Here is a 25,618-nt window from a genome sequence, read left to right as displayed (position 1 = left end):
GGCGATCAGGGTTGGAGGCTGGACAGAGGCTGGCGGGATTCGTAAATGCTGGTCAGTTCGTCCGTGCTCAGGGCGCGGTCCCACATGGCCAGTTCGCCAAAGTCCATATTGATGTCGCTGCGTCCCCAGCGTTTGTAGTACTGGCCGGTAACGTCTTCGTTCAGGCCCAGCTCGCCGGTGCCGGTGCCACCCAGGGCTTGCAGGGTGCGGGCTTCCAAAGCCACCGAGCCAAACTGTGCGCCTTTCTTGGGGTCAAACACGTGGCCCAGCATCTTGCCTTCGGCCTTGTCGATGACCACGGCCACATAGGCCCATTCGTCCGGGGTGATGTTGTAGCCCTGGCTCTCGTTGCGGCCGCCACCGTAGCCGGTGTTAAAGCGGATGTCGCAGCCATTGGCGTTGAACAGGCCCAGCGCAAAGCCGGGGTTGTTGCCCGAGTCGTAGTTCTTGTTGGCCATGATGGAGGCGCCGTAACCCTGGCAGTTGTTGGGGGTGCGCAGCCAGAAGCCGATAGTCATTTGCTGCACGCTGCTCAAGGTGAACAGGTCGCGGCTCATGGACAGGCGGTAGCCGCGGTTGCCATTGCTATCGGCATTGTTACCTGTGATGCGCAGGCCGCCCTTGGCTGTGCTTGGGTCCAGGAAGTCTGCGGCAATCAGTTGGCCGGCGGGAACGGCTGGAGTCGAGGTTTGCAGTGTGCTGCCACCTTTGGCGTCGGTAAAGGGCTGGCTGCTGAAGGTGTAGTAGCTGCGCAGTCCGTTCTTCAGGGTGTCAGCCAGTTTGGGCGGGGGCTGGTAGCCCACCTCGGCTTTCAGAGTCGAAGCTGCTTTGCCTACCTGCACCGAGTAATACAGGGAGTAGGTTTGGGCGGTTTCCGATGCGGGCAGCGGGTCGGAGTACTGGGTGGTTCCGGCAGGCAGCGTGGCGATCAGCTTGCCGTCACGCATGATCTGGATTTCTTGCGAGGCCTCGCCTTGCAGGACCCAGTTCAGGTCCACCATGTTTTTGTCGGCAGGTTTGCTGAACGCCAGGTTGTGTACGCGGGTGTCGGCTTGCAGGGGCGAGCCACGGAAGCGGTATTGCTCGTTTTGCAGACCCAGGTGCGACAGGACGGTGGGTGCGATGTCGATGATGGCGGCCAAGGTGTTCATGTCGGTGCTGCTGGAGACCTGGCTGTCCACGGCGGGCAAGGAGGCCAGTGTTTTATTGGTGGCAATAAAGCTGGTCTTGTTGCGGTTGAATTGCGAGCCGGTGGTGCCACCAAATTCGTCCAGGCCGTAGCTGGTGGTCAGGATGACCAGCCAGTCTTCCGAGGCGTCTGCCTGTTTGCGTTTGTCGATCAGGGCGAACAGCTTGTCCAGTGATGCCAGGGATTCGCTGACAGCCTGTTGATAAGCGGCGCTACCCAGGCCGCCTTGGGTGGCGGCACGGGCGGGAGCCTGGATCTGGGCCAGGATCAGGGACTTGCCTTCTTGCAGGTATTTCTGGGTTTGTTCGCTGACACAGCTGTCGGAGTCGGTGCAGTTGGCCGCTTCAATGATGCGGCCTTCTTGCAGGTCCTGGCTCCACAGTGTGCGGTAGTTGGCGGTGCTCAAGGCCAGGGCGGCCTGGGTGGGTTCCGAGGTTTGGGCCACCAGGGTGGGGCTGTTGAGTTTGCTGTCTTCTTGTCCGACTCCGCGCAGGCCGTGCTGGTCTGCCCACACGCCGGTAATCAGGGAGGCCCAGCCGGGCAGTGGCAGGGTGCGTTGTTCGCTGGGAGTGCCTGCGTAGCCGCCGGTTTGGGCGGGAGCGATGGTCAGGTTTTTCAGGGCGGGGTGCTGGCCGGCCTTGCGAGCTTGCAGCAGGGCTTCGTAGCTCAGGCCGTCGATGGTGACGATCAGGGCTTTTTTGCCGCCCAGTGCCTGGGGTTTGTCGCCGGGCTCTACGGTCGGGGTTTCTGGGTCGACGCCGGGGTTGGTCGGGCCATCGTTGCCACTGGAACCGCTGCCGCAGGCGGTCAGCAGCAGTGCCAGGGACAGGGAGAGTCCGGCTTGTTGCAGGCGCTGCACGGTGTGGGATTTTTGGGGACGGGAGGTGAAGGTCATACAGCCACTCGTGGAGAGAAGGGAAAAAGAGAGGCCGGACTGTGCGTGGGGGTGGGCTGCTCAGTCGGCATCGGATCAGGACTGCGGGCAGTGTAGGAAGGGCGTATGACTGCCCTGTGAACGGATCAGCAAATCCGCCGATGATTGGATTGTGTTTTATGTGAAGGGCTGGTTCCGGGGGGATGGGGTGGTGGGAGAGTGGCGGCGGGCTGCGGCTTGGCGGGGATGTGGCGGGTGGATGTCTGGTTTGTTACGGGGGGAGGAGGGCGGTGGGTTTTGAGCGGTTTTTTATGTTTTAGGTTCAAAATTGTTGTTGGGTTTGGGTTTGGGTTTGGGTTGAGGGTGGGGCGTAGGGTCGGGGGCTGGATGGGGAAACTGAAGGGAGGATTGCCGGAGGGCATTCTTCGTAGGCCACTGCTCGGGGTGCCGGCACAGGGGGAGCAGGGCGGACTACTTGCCGACGCTGCGCGTCGGTGCCCTTGTCAGAGTGTCAATCGGGGCGCAGCCTGAACTCGCCCGGTGGTTTGTCCCCCGGACAAACCACAAGCGTCGGGCTCAAGCAGCAGGCTGCTTGCATCCCCGATCGACACTCCGCCCGCGGCAAGTAGTCTGACTCGCCCCCGCGCCCCCTGTGCCGGCACCCCGAGCAGCTCTCAACGGTTTGAGGAGGCATGCCTGGGATCCTTGTTCCTGCGGATTGTTGTTCGAGTCGTGGGGCTCGGGGCTTGTCGCTCGGGCTGACTTTTAAAACCGTCCGGAAGGAGGGTTTTAAAAGTCAGCACGTCAGCACGTCAGCACGTCAGCACGTCAGCACGTCAGCACGTCAGCACGTCAGCACGTCACTACGGATGCGGGTTTGATCGAAGGTGGCGAAAGAGGGGTCCGAAACTGGACAGCAGGAGGTAGAGATCAGCCAGATAGAGCAGCCGATTCAAGCTGCTCTTATGGGATACATCGGGGAATTAAGGACGGCCGGTTTTACAGCGTGCTCAGCGTTTGTGTCGGGAATGCCAGCATGGTGGGTTCCGCCAGTCCTGTCAGTGCTTGGATGACTTTTTGGGCTTGTTCTATGGGGGCGCTGCTGATGAAGGCGCTGTTGCCTGCTTGGGTTAGGGTGTTCAGGCAGTTGGCTTGGTCCAGGCGGCGGTGGACTTGGGCGGCCACGGCGAAGGAGGGTTCCAGGATATGGAAGCGCGAGCCGCTGATGGCTTCGATGGTGGCGCGCAGGAAGGGGTAGTGGGTACAGCCCAGTACAAGTGTGTCGGCCTGGCTTTGCAGGGCCGGAGCCAGGCGGTGGCGTAGTTCTGCTTCGATTTCCGGGCCGCTCAGTTGCAGGGCTTCGACGCGGTCGGCCAGGCCGGGGCAGGGGATGCGAATGATTTCTACGTCGCTGGCATAGCGGTCGATCAGGCTTTGCAGGCCGCTGCTATCCAGGGTGCGGCTGGTGGCCATCAGGGCGACGCTACGGCTGCGGCTCAGTGCAGCGGCGGGTTTGATGGCCGGTTCGATGGCGATGATGGGAATGCTCAGTGTGGCGCGCAGGGCCTGGGCCGCTACCAGGGTGGCGGTGTTGCAGGCGATAACCAGTGCTTTGCAGCCTTGGTCGACCAGCAGTTGTGTCATGCGCTGGGTGCGCTCGATGATCCATTCTGGAGAGCGGTCGCCGTATGGGGCGCATTGTGAGTCCGCCAGATAGAGCAGGTTTTCATTAGGCAAAGACTGACGCAAGGCACGCCAGATGGACAGGCCGCCCACGCCCGAGTCAAACAGGCCGATGGGAGCCTGAGCAAAAGGGGGCGGTGTGGGTGAACTCATGGCGCTGAACGTTTCTTGTGGAGCAAAGCTCGTATTATGGCGCGTTTGTGTACGTTGGAGCAGGCTGCAGGAGGGGCTTGGGTGGAAAGTTAAGGTTTCCAGTTGCAACGACTGGGGGACGATTTCGGGGCGGCCCGCAGCAGGCCGCCCTTTGGCTCGTTAAGCCAGTTGCTTCAGGACGCCACCGACGGCGTCGAACAGCGAGTCCAGCTGTTCAGGTGTGCTGGTGAAGGTGGGACCAAATTGCAGGGTGTCGCCACCAAAGCGTACGTAAAAGCCTTGTTTCCACAGTTGTAGACCGGCTTCAAAGGGGCGGATGGCAGGGTCGCCATTACGAGGGGCCAGTTGGATGGCACCTGCCAGGCCGCAGTTGCGGATGTCGATGACATTCGGGCTGTCGCGCAACTGGTGCAGGCCCTGCTCAAAATGCGGAGCCAGTTCGGCGGAGCGTTGCAGCAGATTGTCTTGCTCCAGCAGCTCCAGGGCAGCCAGTCCGGCGGCGCAGGCGACGGGGTGGGCGGAATAGGTGTGGCCGTGGCTGAACTCTACGGCGTGCAGTGGCAGGTCCTGACCCATGAAGGTTTGGTAGATTTCTTTGCTGGCAACGACTGCGCCCATGGGGATGGCGCCGTTGGTCAGCTGCTTGGCCATGGTCATGATGTCGGGGGTGACGCCAAAGTACTCAGCCCCGGTATAAGTGCCCAAGCGGCCCAGGCCGGTGATGACTTCATCAAAGACCAGCAGGATGTTGTATTGATCGCAAATCTGGCGCAGGCGCTGCAGATAGCCGGTAGGTGGCACCAGTACGCCTGCCGAGCCCGAAACGGGTTCGACAAAAACGGCGGCGATGGTGCTGGCATCGTGCAATTCGATCAGTTTCAGCAGTTCGTCGGCCAGGGTAAGGCCACCTGTCTCGGGCTGGCCGCGCGTGAACGCGCAGTCTGCTTGCAGTACATGGGGCAGGTGGTCGGCATCCATCAGCTGGCCGAACATTTTGCGGTTGCCGCCTATGCCACCCAGGCTGGTGCCGGCCACGTTCACGCCGTGGTAGCCACGAGCACGGCCAATCAGACGAGTTTTGGTGGCCTGGCCTTTGATGCGCCAGAAGGCTCGCACCATCTTCACGACGGTGTCGGTACATTCAGAACCGGAGTTCGTGAAGAAGACATGATCCAGACCGTCAGGGGTGTGCTGGGTCAGCTTGTCGGCCAGTTGAAACGCGGCGGGATGTCCAAACTGAAAGGCAGGGGAGTAGTCCAGTTGGCCAAGTTGGCGGTGCACGGCGGCCTGGATTTCATGGCGAGCGTGCCCGGCACCGCAAGTCCAAAGCCCGGACAGGCTGTCAAAAATCTGGCGGCCATCCTGGTCGTACAGCCAGTTGCCTTCAGCTTTGACGACCAGGCGCGGGTCCTGCTGGAAGTGCCGGTTCGCGGTAAAGGGCATCCAGTGGGACTGGAGATTGAGTTCACTGGCAATCTGCTGTGGCGCAAAATAGGGTGAGTTCATATTGGTCTCCTCAAGGCGGTGAATACCCCCAGTGTAGGCAGCTAAGTTGTTGAGTAAAATACGTTTTTATTTAACTTCACTTATTGTTTTACTCACCTATATGCAATTCAAGGGACTTTTGCAGGTTTCCGATTTTGATTTGCGTCTGCTGCGTGTGTTCAGAACGGTGGCGCAAGTGGGCAGCTTTTCGGCCGCGGAAGGCGTGTTGGGCATTACGCGCTCGGCCATCAGCCTGCATATGAGCGATCTGGAAAAACGCCTGGGTGGAATCCGGCTGTGCCAGCGTGGCCGGGCTGGCTTTGCCTTGACCGAGGAAGGGCGGCAGGTGTTACGGGCCAGTGAAACCTTGATGGCCGCGGTGGAGAATTTTCGCAGTGAAGTGAACCAGCTGCATTCCAGCTTGCGAGGGGACTTGAATATAGGCTTGATGAATAGTCTGATCTCGCAGCCTCATATGCATATCACGTCGGCCCTGCGTGCCTTGCGGCAAAACAGCGAGGCGGTGCGGGTGCATATCAGCATGAGTACGCCCGGCGAAATTGAGCGTGGTTTATTGGACGGCCGCTTGCACATGGGCGTGCTGCCTGAAACCAATTCGCTTAGCGGGCTGGAGTATCGCACGCTCTACGCGGAGCCTTATTTTTTATATTGCTCCTGGGAGCATCCTTTGTTTGAAGCGGCGCAAACAGGCACGGTGTCTCAGGACACCTTGTGCCGGGCTGCGGCCATTGCACCTGCCTATCGCATGAGCCCCGAGGCGATTGGCCAGCACCAGGATTTGAATTGCGTTGCTACCGCCAGTGATCGGGAAGGGATCGCCTTTTTGATTTTGACGGGGGAGTACATCGGCTTTTTGCCCGAGCACGTGGCGGCTCGTTGGGTGGAAAAGGGCCAGATGATTGCGGTGGACCCGCAGCAACGCCAGTTCACGATTCCTCTGTCCTTGGCCATGCGCAAGGACAGGCGCGCTCATGCGATTGTGGATTATTTTCTGGGCCTGCTCGATAGCGCGGCTCAGAATTGAAACGACCAGCAAAGGCTGGCCGTTCGTGATGCCCTTGGGCGAGCCTGCTTAGACGGGCTCGGCGCGGTGCCACAACAAGGTGCCCACGCCCAGCTTGCCCGCCACCACGACGGGATCACGGGTAGACAGTTCCAGCGCGTCTTGGATAAAGCGTGCCAGGCGTAGCTGGGGAACGCCTACCCAATCGGGATACAGAGACATATCAACAAAGTGGGTGACGCATTGGGTCGCCTCGTCTACTTCAAACGTACCTGCATAGGCCAGATACGTATCCAGTAGGGACTGACAGCTGTCCTGTACCGTTCTGGTGCTGCTGCCCAGTTGTGCTCCCATATAACCTGTTTCTGTGTAAATCAGCTGACCAATGGGGTTGGGCCCCAGCCCCGGATAGCTGGGTGAACCATCCTCCGGGACAAATTCAAAGGACTTCAGTTGCCAGACACCGATCAGCTTGCTACGTAAGGTATGGGCCATCAAAAACTCCTGAGCAGACAGTATTGTTGCGTGGTGTAACTGCGCAATCATGCTGTCTTTTCTTTTGTCATTCAATGACTTGCCGATTCTTATTTTCTATCGTCCGATTCTACGTGTCGTTACTTTTTAAGCAGCAATGGTCGGCATAAATTGCCCAGAATTTCCAGGGCCTGCTCACTGTGTTCCGTCCAGGGATGACCAAAGTTAAGGCGCAGACAATGGCTGTAGTTCTGGGTGGTTGAGAAGATGGTACCGGGCGCCAGACTGATGCCTTGAGACAGGGCCTGGCGATGCAATTCCAGGGTTTGCACGCTTTTTTCCAGCTCTACCCACAAGAAGTAGCCACCTTCGGGGCGGGTCGCCCGTGTGCCTGCGGGGAAGTGGCGTCCCAGGGCTTTGGAGAATTGTCCATACTGGTTTTTTAACTGGGTACGTAAACGGCGCAGGTGCTGGTCATACGCGCCTTTTTCCAGGTAGCTTGCCAGGGCTAGTTGAGTAGGGACGGGGGAAGTCAGGGTGGTGGTCAGTTTGGCCTGGGCGACTTCGCGTAAATAGCGTCCCGGCACAGCCCAGCCGATGCGATAGCCGGGTGCCAGGGTTTTGGAGAAAGAAGAGCAGTGCATCACCAGGCCCTGGCGGTCAAAGGCCTTGGCGGGGCGGGGGCGTTCTGTGTCGAAGTACAGCTCGCCGTAAACATCGTCCTCGATCAAGGGGATTTCATAGCGGGCCAGCAACCCGACCAATTGGGATTTTTTTGCGTCGGGCATCAGGCTGCCCAGTGGATTCTGGAAATTGGTCATCAGCCAGCAGGCTTTGGGGGCGTGCTGCTTGATGGCTTGCTCCAGCGCTTCCAGATCAATGCCTTCGCGCGGGTGGGTGGGCACTTCAAGAGCCTGCAGCTTCATGCGTTCCAGCGACTGCAGGGCGGCATAAAAGGTGGGCGACTCCACCAACACAATGTCACCTGGCTGAGTGACCGCGGCAAGACATAGGTTCAGTGCTTCCAGAGCTCCGTTGGTAATCACAATATCGTTGGCATTGATCGCCATGCCCTGAGCCAGATAACGCAAGGCAATCTGGCGGCGCAAGGGGGCGTGGCCTTGGGTCAGGTCATCCACGCTGGCCCAAGGATCCTGTTGTTTCAGACTGGCTGATAAAAATCGGCCCAGCCGCTCCAGAGGAAAGAGCAGTGGGCTGGGAAAGGCCGATCCCAGCGGTGCAACGGAACGCTCGGAGCTGGACTGCAGGATCGCCATGATCAGGTCGCTGTTGTTGACGCTGGTGGCTTGCAGAGGTGGCTGGGAGGCTGTGTCTGCTTCCAGCGTATGAGGAGCCAGACTGGAGCACACGTAATAGCCTGAACGCGGTCGAGCCTTGATCAGGCCTTGTGCTTCCAGTCGGTAATACGCCTGGAAAATCGTCGAGGCACTGATCTTGTGCTTATCCATCAATTGACGCACGGAGGGCATGCGCTCGCCCGCAGCGACGGTGCCATCCAGAATGGCCTGGGCCAGTTCCTTGGCCAGAGTCTCGTATAGTTTCATGCCGCTCTGTGCTCCATCTGATACGGTAATTTTAATAAATATGGTTTTTTTATTATCTGATGGGTATGTCTTCAAGCACAAGCAAGTCGCGATTTACGCGGCTTTCAAGTCAACTGATAGGGTTTTTTAAGCTTTAACTGATTCTTGGAATGCTCTGTACCGACAGGTAGCCTTGCCGGGTGTTTTCGTCCGTGCCCCTGTGGGCTGCGGGCCTATCTAATCAGAGGAATACCATGAACCCGACGGCGCTTTTGCTTGCCGCATTCATCCTGTCGATTGCCGGGCTTTTTGCCTTTATCTGGTCCCTGCGCAAGGGCCTGTTCGATGCTGACGTCAGTGGTGCACGCACTATTTTTCACAAGGGCGAAATCGGCCAGCCCGAAGAGCCTTCTGCCGGTGATGCCCAACGGCAAGCTCTGAGTCTGGCTGCTGCCGGTCACGTGGCAGAAAACCATGGTCAGCAGACCAGTGCCGTAGAAATGGAGGCGCGCGAGCAGGCTGACCGTTCCAGCTCCATGCCTGCTTTTTTGTTGATTGTCTGTGCGGTGGTCTGGCTGGTTGTAGCCTCGTTTGCAGGCTTGATCAGCTCCTTGAAATTGCACTGGCCCGAGTTTCTGGGGGATGTGTCCTGGTTGAGCTTCGGCCGTCTGCGCACGATTCACCTGAACGGTGTGGCGTATGGCTGGGCCCCTATGGGCTTGTTGGGTCTGACGATCTGGATGTTGCCGCGCTTGTTGCAAACCCCTTTGTTGGGTGGCCGTTTGGTGATGGTGGGCGGTCTGGTCTGGAACGCAGCGCTGGTTGCGGGGATGGGTGCTTTGGCCATCGGCTTGAACGCCGGTCTGGAGTGGCTGGAAATCCCCTGGCAAATCGGTGTGCTGTTCGCCTTTGGCGGCATGATGATCGGCATGCCGCTGGCTTTGATGCTCTCGCAACGCAAGGTCAAGCACCTGTATGTGTCGGTTTGGTACATCGGCGCGGCGCTGTTCTGGTTCCCGATTCTGTATCTGGTAGCCAAGGTTCCTGGCGTGCACTTCGGGGTGGAGCAAGCCACCATGAACTGGTGGTTCGGGCATAACGTACTGGGCCTGTTCTACACCCCCATGTCGATTGCCGCCATTTACTACTTCTTGCCCAAAGTCATCGGGCGGCCCGTGCGCTCCTACAACTTGTCGCTGCTGGGTTTCTGGACCTTGGCCTTCTTCTACGGACAGGTCGGTGCGCACCATTTGATTGGTGGCCCTATTCCCGAGTGGCTGATTACCTTGTCCATCGTGCAAAGCGTGATGATGGTGATTCCGGTGCTGGCCTTCTCGGCCAACCAGCACTTGACCTTGAAAGGTCATTTCAGTGCGCTGCGTCACTCGCCGGTTCTGCGTTTCATTGTCTTTGGCGCCATGATGTACACCGTCGCGTCCCTGCAAGGCTCTGCTGAAGCGCTGCGTTCGCTGAACTCCATTACTCATTTCACGCATTTCACCGTGGCTCACGCTCATCTGGGCATGTACGGCTTTGTGACCATGGTGATCTTTGGTGGCGTGTACTTTGCCTTGCCACGCATTCTGAACACCGCCTGGCCTCGTCCCGCCTTGATCTCCTGGCACTTCTGGTTGGTAGTGGCTGGCTTTGCTGTCTACATGATTACGCTCAGCATTGGTGGCGTGTTGCAAGGTTTGGCCCTGCTGGATCCTGCTCGTGGCTTTATGGAGTCGGTGGCGGTCACCATGCCGTGGCTGCAAGGTCGTTCCATTGGTGGCGCCATGATGACGCTGGGCCATCTGGTTTTTGCCCTGCACGTGTTGCTGATGATTGTGAAGTCGGGTGCGTTTGCCTTGACCGAGTCCCGCTCGGCTGCTGTGCGCCGTACCGCTGAGCTGGAGGTTTAAGGACATGGAAAACGAACTGAAGTTGATTATCGGGTCCATGGTGACCTTGTCCCTGGCAACGGCGGCCATGATTGTGGTGCCGTTTCTGCAGCTGAAAGACGAGCCTGCCCCGGAAGGTTTGTCGCCTTATACCAGTCAGGAAATACGGGGTCGGGCGGTGTATCGGGGCAATGGCTGCATTACTTGTCACACGCAGCAGCCCAGCACGACGGGCGCGGGTGTGGCCGATGCCAGCCGTGGTTGGGGGCGTGCTTCGGTCGCGGGGGATTATCACTACGACGATCCGCCTTTGCTGGGCACCATGCGCACGGGGCCTGATCTGTTCAATATTGGTGTGCGTCAGCCTAGTCAGGATTGGCATTTGGGGCACTTGTATGATCCGCGTGCTTACTCGCCGGGCAGCAATATGCCTCCCTATCGTTTTCTGTTTGAAGCCAAAAACCCGGATCAGGTACAGCCTGATGAGCGCGTCGTGAGTCTGCCGCCGGGTGTGGCACCGGAGGGCAAGGTGTTGGTAGCCCGTCCAGAGGCCTTGGATCTGGTGGTGTATTTGCAGTCACTCAAGCATGTGTATCCGATCTTGAGTGCGGATGCAGTGGGAGGTGAGGAATGAGTCGCCCTGTGCAAAGTCGTCAAAGCGAGAATGCGGATCCTCACGAGCAATACAACCCGGTTCCGCGAGTGGTGATTTTGGTGATTTTGGCCTTGCTGGCCTGGGCGGTGTATTACATCGTCTCCGCCCAGCCCAACAGCTCGCCGCGCTTAGGGGATCAGCGTCCTTTGGCGGTTCTGGCTCCTGCCCCTGGCAGTGCGTCTGCGGATGGCAAGCAGCTATATGCCAATGCCTGTATGGCGTGCCACCAGGCAAGCGGGCAAGGTTTGCCGGGGGTGTTTCCGCCTTTGGCTGACTCTGAATGGGTGAAGGGCGAATCCAAAGTGTTAGCTCAGTTGGTGCTGCATGGCATTAACGGGCCTATCACGGTGAAAGGGCAGCAATATCAGGGAGCGATGCCTGCTTTTGCGGAGCAGTTCAGTGATGCGGAGCTAGCTGCCGTGTTTAATTTCATTCGCCATGAGTGGGGGAATGAGGCCGAGGCGGTCACTCCCGAACTGGTTGCCGAGGCGCGTGCGGCTAGTGCTGATCGAAGCCAACCCTGGCAAGGGGAGAAGGAATTGCAGGACTGGATTGCGGCGCAGTGAGACGGCTGGGATTGGTTCTTCTGGAATTAATAATTAGAAGCACGTTTTGAAACGGTAGCACGCCGGGAACAGGCCCCCGGCTTTTGAACCGATATCTCGCCCGACCCCAGGGTTGGAGATGTCGGTTTTTTTTGTTTGGTGTCTCTGTGGGGACGCCGCTTGGGGGCCGGGTCCAGGGGGGTGGGCTTGACTACTTGCCGATGCTGCGCATCGGTGCCCTTGTCGATTCTGATATCCGGGCGCCCTGTGAACTCGCCCGGTGATTGGTCCCCCGGACCAATCACAAGCGTCGGGCTCAAGCAGCACAGGGCTTGCATCCCGGATATCAGAACCGCCTGCGGCAAGCAGTCTGAATCGCCCACCCCCCTGGACCCGGCCCCCAAGCGGCTCACAACGGAGAAATATAAAAAAAACCGATTTTGGACGGGAGAAAGTGCTGGTTGTAGAGAGGACAGGGGGCTGTGTTGCGTTTTTTGGCTTGGCGCTTGGTGGGCTTGGGTGTCTTGTCGGCCAAGTTGTTGAGATGGATTGAAGGGCTACTGCGACTGAGCGCAGTGAGGCTAGTTGAAAAAGCCCAAAAGTAATCATCAATGATGATCAGCATGCTTGCAGTACTTATACGTTGATGACTCGTATCTATCTGTATGTAGCGAGAACTCGTAAATCAGGGGCTTTTAGAGGGGGGCTTTGAGGGCTGCTGCTTAAAAATAGAGAGCTAGGCATTGAGATCTGTCTCTGAGCATCTGGATCTTGGAAGTAAACCGGCTTGAATCGTGGATATGCATCACTGTGAACCACTTGGGTCCCTCTGCAGGGATTGGGCGGATCAGAGTACTTGCCGCGGTCAGGAGATAGCGTAGGGATGCAAGCACCCTGTTGTTTGACCGGGGCGCTTGTGGTTCGTCCGGGGGACGAACCACCCCGGGAGTTCAGGGTGCGCCCGTAGCTATCTCCTGACAAGGGCACCGGTGCGCAGCACCGGCAAGTTCTCAGCCCAATCCCTGCAGAGGGCCCCAAGTGGTGGCTTCACGGAGACCGATCTCATCATTCAAAGACCGATTTAACTCTCTGTGAAACCCCACTTATAAAAAGCAGACTTACGCCGCTTTCTTCCGTAGTGTCAGCCACAGACCAGCCAAGATAGCCACCAGTCCCAACCCCGCGCGAGCCGCCAAGGTATTCCCTAGAATCAGGAAATCCAGCCCGGCTGTCACCACAGGAACCAGATAAAACAGGCTAGTGACATTGACCAGATTCCCGCTGCGAATCATGCGATACAGCAGCAACTGGGCCAGCACGGAAATCACCAGGCCAAGCCACACCACCGGTCCCCAAAAGCCCAGCGTGTTCTCCCAGCGGATTTCCTGTCCCAAACCCAGGGACACCAGAATAAACAAGACCAGAGACAAGGAGTATTGCAAGGGCATGCCCTGCAACGCCCCCACAGGCTGACGCTTTTGAACAATCGTCCCGACGGTAATGCTTAACAAAGCAGCAATCGCAAACACCAGACCCATTACGGACAAGCGGCTGACGATCAGGCTTTGATACACCACCAGAATCAGTCCTGTCAGCGATAGTGCAAAACCGGCCACACGGGTTAGGGAAAAACGCCGCTCGGTCAAAGCCAAAGTCAGAATTGGCTGTACCCCCAGAATCGTGGCCAGCAGACCAGGCGTGATCCCTTGGGCCAGAGTTTCAAAATAGAAAAACGAATACAGCCCGATCATCAGCAAACCGCTGATAGCCGGCAGCAGACGTTGCCCTTTGGGCGGTAGCCAGCCGCCATTGAAGTGCCCCAGCATAATCACCATAGGCAGGGCAATGGCAAAACGCAGAATCAGCATGGCCATAACCGAGCCATGATCCAAACCGATACGAGTGAAAATACCCGCGCTGCCCCAAAGCAGCACGAACAGGGCAATAGCACCCCCTTGGGCGCGAGAAGAAGAAATCATGATGTTCTTTATCTGTCTAAATAAATTAGGTTTGTCTGCAAAGACATTCCAGGCGCATCAAGAGCGCAGGAAAAGAAAAAGAGGTCTTAGGAGCAGACGCTGTAGACGCGTGTGTCGACGACGACGTCGGACACGACTGCGGCTTGATTGACGACGCCCGGGGCGACGACAGTCAACAGCAAGACAGATGGAGGAGAGCCCGCCCGCAGCGACGCGGCCCGCGACAGGGGCAGAGTGCTTGGCAAAGAAGATGCGGGGCGGTTCATGGAATAGGGATCAGATCGTTAAATCGATGGGCTACTGTAGCACAAAATATATTTAGGACGCCAATCGTCAGCCGCTAGGGTAATCGCTAGTACAGACGATCGTCCGGGCTATGTAAGAATTGCACCGATCGCGATTTCAGATCGCTGCGACATTTCCGAATAGACGCGACATCCGCTGCCAATGCTGCCAGCGCCGATGTTGGGCAAAAAGGCCCAGACCGGTTCATTACCTGAACCGGTCTGGGCCTTTTTGTTTGCCTGAAATAAATCCGACCTCGTAATTAGGGCGCGAACTATTCGGACCATGCCTCCCGGCAATAAGCCATCGCGATACACAGAGCTCACGCAGCGCCAGGAGGTTCCTGACGCCAGCCAGGCCGGAATCGTCACCTTGTTTTGGAGGCTTATGCCATGTTGGGTGTTGCGCTTTTCTTTATTGGGGCTGTGCTGATTGTGAATGGTGTGGGTTTGACTGGACGTATTGAAAGTCGGGACCTGGCCCCCTTTAACTTGCTGGTGGGGCTGTTGGCCCTGTTCATCAATTTGCTGGGCTTGCAGCGCGGCGAGCAAATGGCAGATTACTTTGCCGTCGCCGGTGGATTGCTGTTCGCCTTTACCTATCTGTATCTGGCTGTGGTGCAGTGGTATGGGCTGAAAGGAGCGGGCTTTGGCTGGTATTGCCTGTTTGTTGCCATCAGTGCCTTGGCCTTTGCCGGGTCTGCCAGCGATCCACGTTTGATCACCATGTGGCTCTTATGGTCCAGCCTGTGGTTTCTGTTTTTCCTGGCCTTGGGACTGGGACGGTCCTTGCGTATCTTGCCTGCGTATACCGTCTTGGTCGGGGCCTTGACCTGCTGGTTGCCCGGCACCCTGATCATGATGGATGCCTGGTAGTTTTCATAGGAGTGCAAGCGTGGTGGGGAGCCAGAGTAATGCCGTTTTTTGGAGTAACCTGATGCTCGCTCGTAGTGTTTACCGGCAGGTCTGTCGACCTGCGCCCCTACCATGCTAGACAGGAGATGGACTTTGGCTCACAACGAACCCGTACGCGTCGGCGTTCTTTATTCTGCAACCGGCATGACCTCTACCATTGGTCAGTCGCAGTGGCAGGGCACCAAGCTGGCGATTGAGGAAATCAACGAGGCCGGTGGCCTGCTCGGGCGCGAGCTGGTGGCGGTGTGCTATGACCCGGCGTCCAGGCCCGCTTGCTACGCTGAACAGGCCGAGCGGCTGATTGTGCAGGACCGCGTCAATGTGATCTTTGGCTGCTATATGTCCAGCAGCCGCAAGGCGGTGATCCCGATTGTGGAGAAGTGGAACAAGCTGCTGTTCTACCCCACCTTGTACGAGGGCTTCGAGTTTTCGGGCAATGTGATCTATACCGGTGCTGCCCCCAATCAGAACAGTGTGCAGCTGGCCCATTTCATGACCAGTAATTTTGGCGCGCGGGTCTATATGATTGGCTCGGACTATATCTACCCCTACGAGTCCAACCGCATCATGCGCGAGCTGGTCATGCAGCATCCTGATAGCCAAGTGCTGGGCGAGCACTATCTGCCTCTGGACGCCAGCGAGAGCGATTACAGCCGGATCATGGAAGATATACGCCAGAAGCAGCCGGACTTTATCTTCTCCACCGTGGTGGGGGACTCCACCGCCAATCTGTATCGAGCCTATGCCAATGCGGGCTTTAATCCGCAGACCATGCCTATTGCCAGCCTGACCACCTCCGAGGCCGAGGTCGCGCAGATGGGGGCCGATATTGCCTGTGGGCACTTCACCGCTGCACCGTATTTTCAATCTATCGAGTCAGAGGTCAATGCGCGTTGCCTGGCCAGTTTGCGCAAGCGTTTTGGGGCCGACTGCCACCCTAATCTGTGTTGGGAAGCGGCCTATTCACAGATGCATTTGTTCGCCAATGCGTATCGGCAGTCCGCCAGTGATGCGATCGGGGATTTGCTGCCCTACCTGCTAGGCAGTGAACTGGACGCGCCCCAGGGGCGGATCAAGATCGATCCCAATAATCACCACACTTGGCTTTATCCTCGGATTGGCCGCATCAATGCCGACGGCGAATTTGCGATTGTGCGCCAGGCAACGCGCCCGGTCTCGCCCGACCCGTATCTGGTCACCCATTCCTTGGGTGACTGGACTGCCAAGCTGGATACTTTGGAGACATAAAGCGTGGCCAACTCCTCTTCCTACGGTGATGAGCCGGCAAACAAGCCCTTGCGAGCGCGGAATCGTTTTCCGCATGCCACCTCGCCGCAGCTCAAGGAACTGCGGCAATTGACGATGGTGGTCATGCATCCGGACGATAGCGATGGCCGCTTGCTGACCCAGCAACTGCAGCGTATCGGGTGTTCGGTCCAGACGATCTGGCCGCCCACGCAAAACCTGCCTTCAGGAACGGATTTGGTGTTTCTGGCTGTGCAGCCTGATCTTTTGCACCTGCGCCTGGATTGGGTCTGCGAGGAGGATGCCCCCACAGTGATTGCCGTGGTCAATTATGAAAACCCCACGATAGTTTCCGCTGTGCTGGATTTGAATATTCAGGCGATCCTGCCTGCACCGATTCGTTCTTTTGGTTTGTTGTCCACGGTGGTACTGGCACGCAAATACCATAAGGAACTACGCCAGCAGCGTCGCCTGATCAGCAAGCTGCAGACCAAGCTGATGGGGCAGCGGCATGTGGCTCAGGCCAAGACGATCTTGATGCGTACCCATCAGGTGTCGGAGGATCAGGCCTATGATCTGATCCGCGAGCAGGCCATGAACAAACGCAGCACAATTGAAGATATTTCGATTGCCATTGTGAACGCCAGTGAGGTGCTGTCCCTGGGGCAGAAAGGCTCATCCTTGCTGGGGAACTAGCCATGTTTTCTGGCTGTTCTGATGGGCGGTGGGTAGCGAGAGCAGGCGGGGCATGGCGTGATGTGCTTGAAGTGATAGACATAGGCTGGCTTGATAAAGAAAAAGACAGAAACACTCCCTGTTTTCATTCCTCCTACAATAGTGTTTTTCTAGAGCACTCCGCTGTCAGGCGTAGAGATAATGAGCAATCAGGAGCATGAACCAGGCAGGCCGGTGACACAGGAGCAGCGCGCCGCCTGGGCACAGTTGAAAAAAGACCGTGATCAACTGAGCGAGCAAGTAGAGACTCTGGAGCGTGGTCACCAGGACTTGAGTAAATTTCTGCTCAAAGCCAAGCGCAATAACTGGATTGCCTGCACCTTGGTGGTGATTTTTACCGCTGCAGGCTGGCTGCTGGATGCTTCGGCCTGGCTGCGTTGGTATGTATTGCCGATTACGCTTTTCTGCTGCGCCTTGTTGTGGTTTGGCGGTAAGCTGTTGGAGCGGCTGATGCAAAGCAAGATTGCGAATCTATCCGAGTTTCTGCAACAGACGGACGCTCAAATAGAAAAGGGGCGGCCCATCTTTGAGACAGACCACCCCCAATCCCATCAAGCCTGAAATTACTCAGGGCTGCTTGGCGTCGCTATTCCCCAACCCAAGGCCTGATACAAGGCAATCACATTCAGGTACGAGCCGGTTTCGGCAATCGCCAGCTCTTGTCGGGTCTGGTTCAGGCTGCGCTGATTTTCCAGCACTTGCTGATAGGCTCCAGCCCCCACTTCATAACGCGTCAAGGCACGCTCATGGGCATTTTCCAGGTGTGACGCCGCTCGAGTCAGGCTAAGCAGGCTCTCCTGATGTTGAGTCAGCCTTTGCAAAGAGCCCTGAATTTCTTCCTGAGCTTGCAGCAGCACTTGTTGATAGTGCAGGCGTGATTCATCAGCCACGGCTTCCATGCCACGCAAGCGCGCTCTGGCATGACCCAGGCGCAGGGCAGGCCATTGCATGGCGGGTGATACATCGAAGGCGCGGGCAGCATGGCCCAGGTCGCTACCCCGCAGAGCAAAGAAGCCGATAAAGCCAGCCAGATCCAGACGGGGGTACAGCTCGGCGGTGGCGGCGGCCACTTCGTGCGAACTGGCCAGGATTTCCTGTCGAGCGGCACGTACGTCAGGCCGGTTGAACAGCATGGCGTTGACATCGCCCAAAGGCAGGGACGCCGCTAAAGGAGCTTTGGAGCTAGGCAGCGGTGTATCAATGATCTTGGCTTGTCCGCCGCTGAGCACCTGGATGCGCAAACGAGCCAGTTCCAGATCGCTGCGCAGTTGAGGCACCAGGGTTTTGGCTCGTTCCAGACCAGCCTGGGCATTGTCCAGATTCTCCGGCAGTTCCCGGCCCAGCGACACACCAGCCTGCACCAGCTTGATCGTATGTTCCCAACTGCGTACGTCGTCCTCAGCCAGCGCCAGTCGCCGTTGCAAACCCTGGGCTTGTACGTACTGACGTGCCAGTTCAGCCGCGATAGCCTGGCGAGTCAGATCCAGTTGGTCTGCACTGGCTTCGCTGCGAGCCTGGGCAGAACGGGCCAACTGTTCCAGACGACCGAACAGATCAATCTCCCACGTGGCCTGCATGCCCAGGCGCCAGTTTTCGCTGATGCCATGGTCAATGGAGCCATCGGGCGCGGCAAACTGTGAACCGCTACGGTTGTAGCTGGCGTGGGCCGTGACGGCCGGCAGGCGGTCGTGCTGGCGCTCGTCGATCAGGGCACGGGAGGCCCGCCAGCGGGCCTGTGCCTGGGCAATATCCAGGTTGTGATCCAGGGCCTTGGCAATCAGGGCGTCCAGTTGCGGGTCTTGCAGCAAGGTCCACCAGTTTTCGCGTTGCTCGGTGGTTTGAGCGAACTGACTGTTCCAGTTGGTGTCGACCAAGCTTGGGGCGGTGGGAATGGAGGTGTCCAGACCCACCGCACAACCGCTCAGGATCAGGCTGGGGATCACCAGTCGCAGAGCACGCGCCACAGGCGCTAGCCTGTTTGATAGTTGTGGCGTCATGATGAGTGTTCTCCAGTCGAAGGGCGCAGGGCCTGAGCCAAATCGCGCGCCCGCGGGGTGTCTGCTTGATGGGCGTGATCACGCGCCAGCAAGGTATACAAAGTCGGCAAGATAAACAGGGTGAATATTGTGCCGATCAACATGCCCGAGACCAGCACCACACCCAGGCCAAAGCGGCTGTTCGCACCCGCACCGGAGGCAAACAGAAGAGGCACCAGACCAAAGACCATGGCTCCGGTTGTCATCAGCACAGGGCGCAAACGAATGCGGGCGGCTTGCAAGATGGCTTCAGGCTTTTTCAAGCCCTCTTTGAATTGCAGTTCATTGGCAAACTCCACCATCAGAATGCCGTGCTTGCTGATCAGCCCGACCAGCGTTAACAGACCTATCTGGGTGTAGATGTTGAGCGTGCCAAACCCCAGGGCCAAAGGCAGCAGGGCGCCGCACAGGGACAAGGGCACCGTCACCAGAATGATGATGGGGTCCACCAGGCTTTCGTACTGCGCGGCCAGTACCAGATAAATCACCACCAGCGCGGCCAGGAAGGCCCACACCAGAGACTGACTTTCCTGGGTGAATTGGCGCGACTCGGATTGCCAGTCATGCGTAAAGCCTGCGGGCAATTGCCGGGCGATGTCGTCCAGATAGCCCACTGCTTGCCCCAGCGTTACGCCCGGAGCGGGAATGGCTTGCAACGTGGCCGAGTTTTGCTGGTTGAATTGGCGCAGGCTGTTCGGTTCCACTTCGCTGTGGATTTGAACCATGGTCGACAAGGGCACCAGCTCGCCATTGGCACTGCGTACAAACTGGCGTGTCAGGGCTTGAGCCGTCAGGCGCAGTTCACGCTGGCTTTGCGGAATGACGTCGTACGAGCGGCCATCCAGCGAGAAGCGGTTCAGGTAGTTCTCGCCCACCAGTACAGCCAAAGAGTCGGCAATATCACGCAGGCTGATGCCCATGCTGGCGGCTTTGCTGCGGTCAATTTCCACGCGGGAAACCGGCTTGTTGTAGTCCAGGTCGCTATCCACTACAACGAACAAGCCACTTTCACGGGCTTGCTGCTTCACCCATTCCATCGTGTCGTACACCGTGCGGTAGTCGCCGGGACTGCGCAGTACCAGTTGTACCGGCAGACCGCCGCTGGAACCGGGCAAGGGGGCAAGCTGGAAAGCAAAGATGCTGCTGCCGGGAATCGCGCTGACGCGTCCTTGCAGTTCGCCCTGTACGGCGCTGGCATCGCGGTCGCGCTTGCTCCAGTCCTTCAGGTTGATTCCGCCAAAGCTGGCGGCCGGGCCGTCTGTCCCCACAATCAACCAGGTGCTTTCGGTTTCGGCCACTTCACGATACGTGTCATCCAGCAGCTTGCCGTCGCGCTCGGCATAGGCCAGGTTGGCATTTTGCGGAGCTTTCACGGCTGTCAGCACGCTGGCCTGATCCTCAATGGGAGCCAGTTCGCTGTGCGTCATTTGATAGAGCACGGGCAGGCTGATAAAGACCAGCAAGGCGACCGCGCCGGTAATCCAGCGATGACGCAGGGAGCGGGCCAGCAAGTGGCCATAGCGGGCCGACAGACCACCAAAGAAGCTCTCTGCCATGTGAGCCACGCGGCCTTCATCTTGCTGGGAGGGCAGCAGCAAGGAACTCATCACTGGGGACAAGGTCAAGGCTACAACCCCGGATACCAGCACGGCACCGGCCAGGGTCAGGGCAAACTCCTTGAAGAGTGCCCCAGTCAGGCCACCCATCAGACCAATCGGGGCATAAACCGCAGCCAGCGTCAGCGTCATGGCGATTACAGGACCAGCCACTTCACGCGCGCCCAGCAGGGCGGCCACCACGGGCGAACGCCCGGCAGCAATATGACGGTGTACGTTTTCAACCACCACAATCGCGTCGTCCACGACCAGACCAATAGCCAGCACCATGGCCAGCAAGGTCAGCAAGTTGATGCTGAAGCCAAAGGCCAGCATCAAGGCCGCGGCTCCCAGCATGGACAAGGGAATGGTGGCCAGGGGAATCAACACGCTGCGGAACGAACCCAGGCACAGGTAAATCACCAGCACCACGATAATCATGGCTTCGGTCAGGGTCTTGAGTACCTCATCAATCGAGGCCTGGATGAAGCGGGCGGTTTCAAAAGCCAAGGCCACTTCTACGCCGGGTGGCAAGGTCGCCTCAATAGCGGGCAGGCGGTCACGAATGCCTTCCACAATGCGCAAGGGATTGCCGCCGGGAGTAGGGAACAAACCCAGGTGAATCGCGGGCAGACCATCCATCAAGGCGCTGGTTTCAGTTGCCGCTGCCCCCAGTTCTACCTTGCCTATGTCGCGCAGTCGTACCAACGAGGTGCCATCCTCACGCACGATCAGGTCCTGAAATTCGGCCACGCTGGTCAGGTCCGAGTTGAGTTGAATATTGCTCAAGACATGCTGGCCTTTGACCATGCCGGGAGCGGCCTGATAGTTGTTGGCGCGTACAGCCTGGGCAATATCGGCAGCAGTCAGGCCATAGCCAGCCATGCGGTCCGAATCCAGCCACAGTCGCATGGCCAGTTTTTGGCCGCCAAAGGTTTGGATTTTCGCCACGCCATCAATGGTGGAGAACATGGGCTCCACCACGCGGGACAAATAATCGTTTAGTTCCGGGATGGAGATCGACGTCGTGGAAAAGCCCACATAGGCCACGGCGGTGGAGTCCCCGGAGGAGCGTTCCACAACCGGGTCATACGCGCCTTCAGGCAGGCGATAGCGCACCTGGCTGACCTTGCTCATGACTTCGGTCAATGCCTGGGTAGAGTCGCGGTTCAGTTCCATGCGCAAGGTCACGACACTGCGGCTTTGCACGGAGTTGGAGGACAGATAATCCACCCCTTCCACCGAGGCCAGTGCCTGGGCGATCGGTTGGGTGACAAAGCCTTGCATCAGTTGTGCAGAGGCGCCGGGGTACTCGGTGGTAATCGTGATGGTGGAGTTCTCCAGCAGGGGATACTGCCGGATGGGCAGCTTGTCCAGGGAGAACAGACCCAACATCAGGAGCAAGGCGCTGACCACCAGGGCAAGTACCGGCCGACGAACGAACAAGTCGGTAAAGCCGGGACGGGAGGTGGTGTTCATACGGGCTCCTTGTCCTTGGCGGCCTGTACCGTGGAGCCGTCCTGAATCTTGATCTGACCGGCGCTGACAACCTGGTCGCCTTCTTTCAGGCCATCAATGATCTCGACACGCTCATCCCATTGCTCGCCGGTTTGTACCGCCACACGTTTGACCTGCCACAGACCCTGATCCGTGGGGGAGGCCACAAACACGGTCTGGCCGTAGGCGGTGTAGGTCAGTGCCGTCTCCGGTACGGTCAGCACAGGCGCCTCAGCCGGGCGCTTCAATTGAGCGCGGGCGTACATCCCCGCTTTCAGACGATTGTCGGGGTTGGGCAGCAGCGCTTGCAGGCGTATGGTGCGCGAATCGCCAATCAAGGGATCGATAGCGCTGATTTCAGCCTGGAAGTTCTCGCCCGGCCAGGCGTCCACCTGTACTTGCAGTGTCTGGCCGACCTTCAGATCCGGCAGGCTTTGCTCTGGCACGGTCAGGTTTACGCGCAATTGGCTGTCATCGACCAGGCTGGCAATGGGCTGGCCGGGTTGCAAGTAGTGGCCCTGGTGCAGGCTGGTGATGCCGATGCGGCCCGAGAAGGGGGCGGCAATCTGTTTCAAGGCCAGTTCAGCACGTTGATATTGCAGCTGAGCCTGGGCGACGGCGTGATCGGCCTGGGCTTGATCCAACTGTTCCTGGGTAGCGGCCTGCTGCTCTTTGAGCTTGCGCACCCGCGTGAGCTGAATGGCGGCCTGTTTGACCTGTGCCTGCTCGCGGCGCACGCTGGCTTGCTCCAGTTCGTCATTGAGCAAAACCAATGGCTGGCCTGCTTTGACGTGCTGTCCGGAGGTGAAATCAATCTTGCGAATACGGCCACTGGTCTCTGCGCTCAGCAACACTTGCTGCCAGGCTTCCAATGCACCGACCGCATGCAAAAGACGAGGAGCGGTCTGGAACTCCACACTGGCCAGTTCGACAACGGCAGGAGGATAGCCTCCCCCTGCCTGCGCTTCTTGCGAGGCTGGCAGCAAACGCCAGCCTATGGCCAATACGCCGGCCAAAACGGGAATCATGATCCAAGTACGACGCGAACTCATGCTGCTTGTCCTCCGCTTATCGAGGAGGGCCAAAGGGGCTGCTTGTTTGGCAGAGTCCACCCGAATCGCTGATCGCTTTGAGACCAGTCTTCAGGTTTGAAGTAGGTGGCTGACACAAGCAAGGCTTGCCGCAACCATGACAGCGGTCCGGCAAACAGAATCCAAATGAGGGGAGGCATGGCAGGTTCCTGTGACAACAAAGAGGCAGCCAACATGGCTTGCCTTAATTAGGTACCTGGACTATAAAACCTCAAGTTAACTTGAGGTCAAGGGGTGTCGAGATGGCAAAAACAGTGGATTTCAGTCGTGCTTTGACGGTGGGGGAAGTGGCCAAACGCAGTGGTGTACCCGTGTCCACCGTGCATTTTTATGAAGCCAAAGGCTTGATTGCCAGCACCCGCAACAGTGGTAACCAGCGTCGTTTTGATTCGGTGGTTTTACGCTACATTGCGATCATCAAAGTGGCGCAGCGTACCGGCATTCCTCTGGAAGAAATCCACGAGGCCTTGCGTGGTTTGCCACCGGGCAGCAAGCCATCCAGCAAACAATGGCGGGCCATGTCCAGTCGTTGGCAAGCCAGTTTGAATGATCGAATTGAGCAATTGACGCGATTGCGTGATGAGCTGACCCACTGTATTGGCTGTGGGTGCTTGTCCATGAGTGAATGTCCCTTGCGTAACCCGGCCGATATCCTGGGCCAGCAAGGGCCCGGCCCCCAGATTCTGGAAAGAAAGCTGGAGGCCGGATCAGAGGTTTAGGTTGGGTCGGGCGACTGCGCGTACAGGGCTGTCGCCTCGGAGGTGACCAGCGACTGATAGCGCTCGAAGTGGTTCAGGATGTCGTTGATGACCTGGCTGGAAGACAAGCCCATCAGGTCATAACCCCGACTGCCATCGGCAAAGACAGTGCGCACTTGCCATTCCTGAGGTCGAGCCTGCTCGTTGCGAGCAGCCGCTGCCGTAAAGCTGGCAACCCGACGTGCACGCAATTCCACGCCATAGACAAAGTTGCGCTGGTTGTCGGCCTGAATGGTCAGTTGCGCCGTATCCGGCTCGCCCGTTTCCAGGCTGACATTCAGGTTGCGTTTACTCAGCTCGTCTGCCACAGCCTGCAAGGCGGGAACCACGGTCTCACCCATGAAGCGACGGGCATCACGCTGGTTGGGCGTGTGCAGAATGGTCGAGAGGCGGCGGCGCCAGGACACTTCCGAACCCGGTGCCGGGCCGGACATGGGACCTTGACGACGCAATCGTGACATATCTGCCTTCATGCCTTTGAACAGCCCCAGAATCAACAAGAACATGATGATGGCAAAGGGCAGGGCACTGACTAGCGTCACGGTTTGCAAGGCAGTCAGACCACCGGCCAGCAAGAGCAGCGAGGCGGCGGTACCTTCAAGCGCGCACCAGTAAATGCGTTGCCAGACTGGAGCGTCTTCCACGCCGCCGGCGGCCAAGGTATCGATAACCAAAGAGCCCGAGTCAGCCGAGGTCACAAAGAAAATGGCGACCAGAATAATGGCCAGCGTCGAGGTCACATTGGACCAGGGCAGGTATTCCAGGAACTCGAACAGCGCCACGGATGCATTGGCGGCAGCGTCCTGAGCCAGTTGACCCGCGGCCACACCCATATCCAGGAAGATGGCGGTGTTGCCAAAAACGGTCATCCAGAAGAAGGTGAAGACGGTGGGCACCAGCAATACGCCCAGCACAAATTCACGCACGGTGCGACCACGCGAGATGCGGGCGATGAACATGCCGACAAAAGGCGACCATGCGATCCACCAGGCCCAGTAAAACAAGGTCCAGGCTTTCATCCAGCTTTGCCCGCGGAATGCTTGTGTACTAAATGAGCGTGCAAAGAAGTTATCGAGATAACCACCGATATTCTGTACAAAAGCATTCATCAAAAAGGCTGTGGGGCCCACGGCGAGCACAAACAGCATCAAGGCAATGGCAACCAGCAAATTCAGTTCGGACAGGCGGCGAATGCCAACATCCAGTCCACTGACAACAGATAAGGTAGCCAGTGAGGTAACCACCACAATCAGGACAATTTGCAGCCAGGTTTCCTGTGGCCAGCCAAATAAATGCTCCAGACCGGCATTGATTTGAAGCACACCCAAACCCATGGAGGTGGCAATACCAAATAGCGTGCCGCAAACGGCGAAAATATCCACGCTATCGCCAATCCAGCCTTCAATGCGCTTGCCAAATAAGGGATACAGGCCCGAGCGAATCGTTAACGGCAGGTTGTAGCGAAAGCAGAAATAGGCCAGCGACAAACCCACGACCGCATAGACGGCCCAGGCATGAACGCCCCAGTGAAAGAAGGTGATGATCTGCGCCTGATGGGCGGCTTCCACTGTGCTGGCCAGACCCGAGGGTGGGGCCGAGAAGTGTTGCAGTGGTTCGGCCACGGCAAAGAACATCAAACCAATACCCATACCGGCGGCAAATAGCATTGCCATCCAGGTGAGATACGGGTAGTCAGGTTCCGAGTCGTCCGGCCCTAATTTCAAGTTGCCGTAGCGGCTTAATGCCAGATAGACGACGGCAAAGAAAAACAAGGCCACAGCCAGGATATAGAACCAGCCGAAACTTTTGATGACCCAGTTTTGTAACTGCTCAAAAATAAGTGCGGCGTCTTTAGGGAAAATAATCCCGATCAGCAAAAAGACCAGGACGATAAAGGTAGATCCCCAGAACACCCGTGGATGTAGCGTGCTTTTAAAAGGCAGCCCCATGTCATGCTCCGTTTGTAACTAA

The 25,618-nt window shown here is 58.0% G+C and carries 19 protein-coding genes; 9 read left to right on the top strand and 10 right to left on the bottom strand.

Going from position 1 to position 25,618, the window contains the following annotated elements; translation table 11 throughout:
• Positions 1-5 precede the first annotated feature (5 nt).
• From CPY64_RS12905 to aptA, 3 genes are all read right to left on the bottom strand, one after another.
• A complete protein-coding gene (locus CPY64_RS12905) occupies positions 6-2,084 on the bottom strand; it encodes a LamG-like jellyroll fold domain-containing protein (RefSeq protein ID WP_052362994.1) in 2,079 nt (692 codons plus the stop codon).
• Between the two features lie 978 nt (positions 2,085-3,062).
• The gene (murI, locus tag CPY64_RS12900) at positions 3,063-3,899 is read right to left on the bottom strand and encodes a glutamate racemase (protein WP_042487103.1); all 837 of its coding nucleotides are present in this window, start codon (positions 3,897-3,899) and stop codon (positions 3,063-3,065) included.
• Positions 3,900-4,058: 159 nt separating this feature from the next.
• The gene (aptA, locus tag CPY64_RS12895; RefSeq protein WP_042487107.1) at positions 4,059-5,405 is read right to left on the bottom strand and encodes an omega-aminotransferase AptA; all 1,347 of its coding nucleotides are present in this window, start codon (positions 5,403-5,405) and stop codon (positions 4,059-4,061) included.
• Positions 5,406-5,523: 118 nt separating this feature from the next.
• Here aptA and CPY64_RS12890 point away from each other — a divergent pair, with 118 nt between their 5' ends.
• Positions 5,524-6,429, top strand: coding sequence for a LysR family transcriptional regulator (locus CPY64_RS12890; RefSeq protein WP_269780406.1), 906 nt, complete (start codon positions 5,524-5,526; stop codon positions 6,427-6,429).
• 48 nt (positions 6,430-6,477) lie between these two features.
• Here CPY64_RS12890 and CPY64_RS12885 read toward each other — a convergent pair whose 3' ends face one another.
• Together CPY64_RS12885 and CPY64_RS12880 are read right to left on the bottom strand one after the other, a co-directional pair.
• The gene (locus tag CPY64_RS12885; protein ID WP_042487112.1) at positions 6,478-6,903 is read right to left on the bottom strand and encodes a lipocalin-like domain-containing protein; all 426 of its coding nucleotides are present in this window, start codon (positions 6,901-6,903) and stop codon (positions 6,478-6,480) included.
• Between the two features lie 119 nt (positions 6,904-7,022).
• Positions 7,023-8,447 carry an aminotransferase-like domain-containing protein gene (locus CPY64_RS12880; RefSeq protein ID WP_042487115.1) on the bottom strand — a complete coding sequence of 475 codons (1,425 nt, stop codon included), beginning with the start codon at positions 8,445-8,447 and terminating at the stop codon, positions 7,023-7,025.
• 233 nt (positions 8,448-8,680) lie between these two features.
• On the opposite strand from CPY64_RS12880, the gene CPY64_RS12875 reads away from it, so the two are divergent.
• Genes CPY64_RS12875 through CPY64_RS12865 form a run of 3 tightly spaced genes read left to right on the top strand, consistent with a single transcriptional unit; the run spans position 8,681 to position 11,533 of the window.
• Positions 8,681-10,333, top strand: a complete 1,653-nt coding sequence (locus CPY64_RS12875) for a cbb3-type cytochrome c oxidase subunit I (protein ID WP_042487118.1) — start codon at positions 8,681-8,683, stop codon at positions 10,331-10,333.
• Positions 10,334-10,337: 4 nt separating this feature from the next.
• Positions 10,338-10,946: a cbb3-type cytochrome c oxidase subunit II gene (locus CPY64_RS12870; RefSeq protein ID WP_042487120.1), complete on the top strand. Its 609-nt coding sequence runs from the start codon at positions 10,338-10,340 to the stop codon at positions 10,944-10,946.
• Entirely contained in the window at positions 10,943-11,533 is a 591-nt protein-coding gene (locus CPY64_RS12865; RefSeq protein ID WP_042487122.1) for a c-type cytochrome, read from the top strand. The genes CPY64_RS12870 and CPY64_RS12865 overlap by 4 nt, the downstream gene beginning before the upstream one ends.
• Before the next feature lie 1,097 nt (positions 11,534-12,630).
• Here CPY64_RS12865 and CPY64_RS12855 read toward each other — a convergent pair.
• Positions 12,631-13,491: a DMT family transporter gene (locus tag CPY64_RS12855; protein WP_042487127.1), complete on the bottom strand. Its 861-nt coding sequence runs from the start codon at positions 13,489-13,491 to the stop codon at positions 12,631-12,633.
• Positions 13,492-14,168: 677 nt separating this feature from the next.
• Between CPY64_RS12855 and CPY64_RS12850 the strand changes: the two genes are divergently transcribed.
• From CPY64_RS12850 to CPY64_RS12835, 4 genes are all read left to right on the top strand, one after another.
• Entirely contained in the window at positions 14,169-14,651 is a 483-nt protein-coding gene (locus CPY64_RS12850; protein WP_042487129.1) for an AmiS/UreI family transporter, read from the top strand.
• Between the two features lie 132 nt (positions 14,652-14,783).
• Positions 14,784-15,938, top strand: a complete 1,155-nt coding sequence (locus tag CPY64_RS12845; protein WP_226791378.1) for a transporter substrate-binding domain-containing protein — start codon at positions 14,784-14,786, stop codon at positions 15,936-15,938.
• A 3-nt stretch (positions 15,939-15,941) separates the two neighbouring features.
• The gene (locus CPY64_RS12840) at positions 15,942-16,631 is read left to right on the top strand and encodes an ANTAR domain-containing response regulator (protein WP_052362995.1); all 690 of its coding nucleotides are present in this window, start codon (positions 15,942-15,944) and stop codon (positions 16,629-16,631) included.
• A 180-nt stretch (positions 16,632-16,811) separates the two neighbouring features.
• Positions 16,812-17,231, top strand: coding sequence for a hypothetical protein (locus tag CPY64_RS12835; protein ID WP_042487135.1), 420 nt, complete (start codon positions 16,812-16,814; stop codon positions 17,229-17,231).
• A gap of 2 nt (positions 17,232-17,233) precedes the next feature.
• On the opposite strand, the gene CPY64_RS12830 is transcribed toward CPY64_RS12835, so the two are convergent.
• The 3 genes from CPY64_RS12830 to CPY64_RS12820 are packed head-to-tail and all read right to left on the bottom strand — an operon-like array spanning position 17,234 to position 22,850.
• On the bottom strand, positions 17,234-18,667 hold the full coding sequence (locus CPY64_RS12830) for an efflux transporter outer membrane subunit (RefSeq protein WP_042487138.1): 1,434 nt from the start codon (positions 18,665-18,667) through the stop codon (positions 17,234-17,236).
• Positions 18,664-21,780: a MexW/MexI family multidrug efflux RND transporter permease subunit gene (locus tag CPY64_RS12825; protein ID WP_042487141.1), complete on the bottom strand. Its 3,117-nt coding sequence runs from the start codon at positions 21,778-21,780 to the stop codon at positions 18,664-18,666. Before CPY64_RS12825 ends, CPY64_RS12830 begins: the two co-directional genes overlap by 4 nt.
• Entirely contained in the window at positions 21,777-22,850 is a 1,074-nt protein-coding gene (locus CPY64_RS12820; protein WP_052362996.1) for an efflux RND transporter periplasmic adaptor subunit, read from the bottom strand. Before CPY64_RS12820 ends, CPY64_RS12825 begins: the two co-directional genes overlap by 4 nt.
• Positions 22,851-23,131: 281 nt before the next feature.
• Here CPY64_RS12820 and soxR point away from each other — a divergent pair, with 281 nt between their 5' ends.
• Complete coding sequence (soxR, locus tag CPY64_RS12815; RefSeq protein ID WP_026484650.1) at positions 23,132-23,608, top strand: redox-sensitive transcriptional activator SoxR; 477 nt, start codon at positions 23,132-23,134, stop codon at positions 23,606-23,608.
• Here the strand turns inward: soxR and CPY64_RS12810 are convergent.
• Positions 23,605-25,596, bottom strand: a complete 1,992-nt coding sequence (locus tag CPY64_RS12810; protein ID WP_042487145.1) for a BCCT family transporter — start codon at positions 25,594-25,596, stop codon at positions 23,605-23,607. The genes soxR and CPY64_RS12810 overlap by 4 nt on opposite strands.
• Positions 25,597-25,618 lie beyond the last annotated feature (22 nt).

Source organism: Alcaligenes faecalis, assembly GCF_002443155.1.
Classification (GTDB): Bacteria; Pseudomonadota; Gammaproteobacteria; order Burkholderiales; family Burkholderiaceae_B; genus Alcaligenes; species Alcaligenes faecalis.
The sequence above is the reverse complement of the archived record's forward strand: the minus strand, read 5'-3'. Positions and strand labels throughout refer to the sequence as shown.

Excerpts from the sequence above, each read along its gene's own strand:
- CPY64_RS12905 (WP_052362994.1), bottom strand. The coding sequence starts at position 2,084 with ATGACCTTCACCTCCCGTCCCCAAAAATCCCACACCGTGCAGCGCCTG.
- murI (WP_042487103.1), bottom strand. The coding sequence starts at position 3,899 with ATGAGTTCACCCACACCGCCCCCTTTTGCTCAGGCTCCCATCGGCCTG.
- aptA (WP_042487107.1), bottom strand. The coding sequence starts at position 5,405 with ATGAACTCACCCTATTTTGCGCCACAGCAGATTGCCAGTGAACTCAAT.
- CPY64_RS12885 (WP_042487112.1), bottom strand. The coding sequence starts at position 6,903 with ATGGCCCATACCTTACGTAGCAAGCTGATCGGTGTCTGGCAACTGAAG.
- CPY64_RS12880 (WP_042487115.1), bottom strand. The coding sequence starts at position 8,447 with ATGAAACTATACGAGACTCTGGCCAAGGAACTGGCCCAGGCCATTCTG.
- CPY64_RS12875 (WP_042487118.1), top strand. The coding sequence starts at position 8,681 with ATGAACCCGACGGCGCTTTTGCTTGCCGCATTCATCCTGTCGATTGCC.
- CPY64_RS12870 (WP_042487120.1), top strand. The coding sequence starts at position 10,338 with ATGGAAAACGAACTGAAGTTGATTATCGGGTCCATGGTGACCTTGTCC.
- CPY64_RS12865 (WP_042487122.1), top strand. The coding sequence starts at position 10,943 with ATGAGTCGCCCTGTGCAAAGTCGTCAAAGCGAGAATGCGGATCCTCAC.
- CPY64_RS12855 (WP_042487127.1), bottom strand. The coding sequence starts at position 13,491 with ATGATTTCTTCTTCTCGCGCCCAAGGGGGTGCTATTGCCCTGTTCGTG.
- CPY64_RS12850 (WP_042487129.1), top strand. The coding sequence starts at position 14,169 with ATGTTGGGTGTTGCGCTTTTCTTTATTGGGGCTGTGCTGATTGTGAAT.
- CPY64_RS12835 (WP_042487135.1), top strand. The coding sequence starts at position 16,812 with ATGAGCAATCAGGAGCATGAACCAGGCAGGCCGGTGACACAGGAGCAG.
- CPY64_RS12830 (WP_042487138.1), bottom strand. The coding sequence starts at position 18,667 with ATGACGCCACAACTATCAAACAGGCTAGCGCCTGTGGCGCGTGCTCTG.
- CPY64_RS12825 (WP_042487141.1), bottom strand. The coding sequence starts at position 21,780 with ATGAACACCACCTCCCGTCCCGGCTTTACCGACTTGTTCGTTCGTCGG.
- CPY64_RS12820 (WP_052362996.1), bottom strand. The coding sequence starts at position 22,850 with ATGAGTTCGCGTCGTACTTGGATCATGATTCCCGTTTTGGCCGGCGTA.
- soxR (WP_026484650.1), top strand. The coding sequence starts at position 23,132 with ATGGCAAAAACAGTGGATTTCAGTCGTGCTTTGACGGTGGGGGAAGTG.
- CPY64_RS12810 (WP_042487145.1), bottom strand. The coding sequence starts at position 25,596 with ATGGGGCTGCCTTTTAAAAGCACGCTACATCCACGGGTGTTCTGGGGA.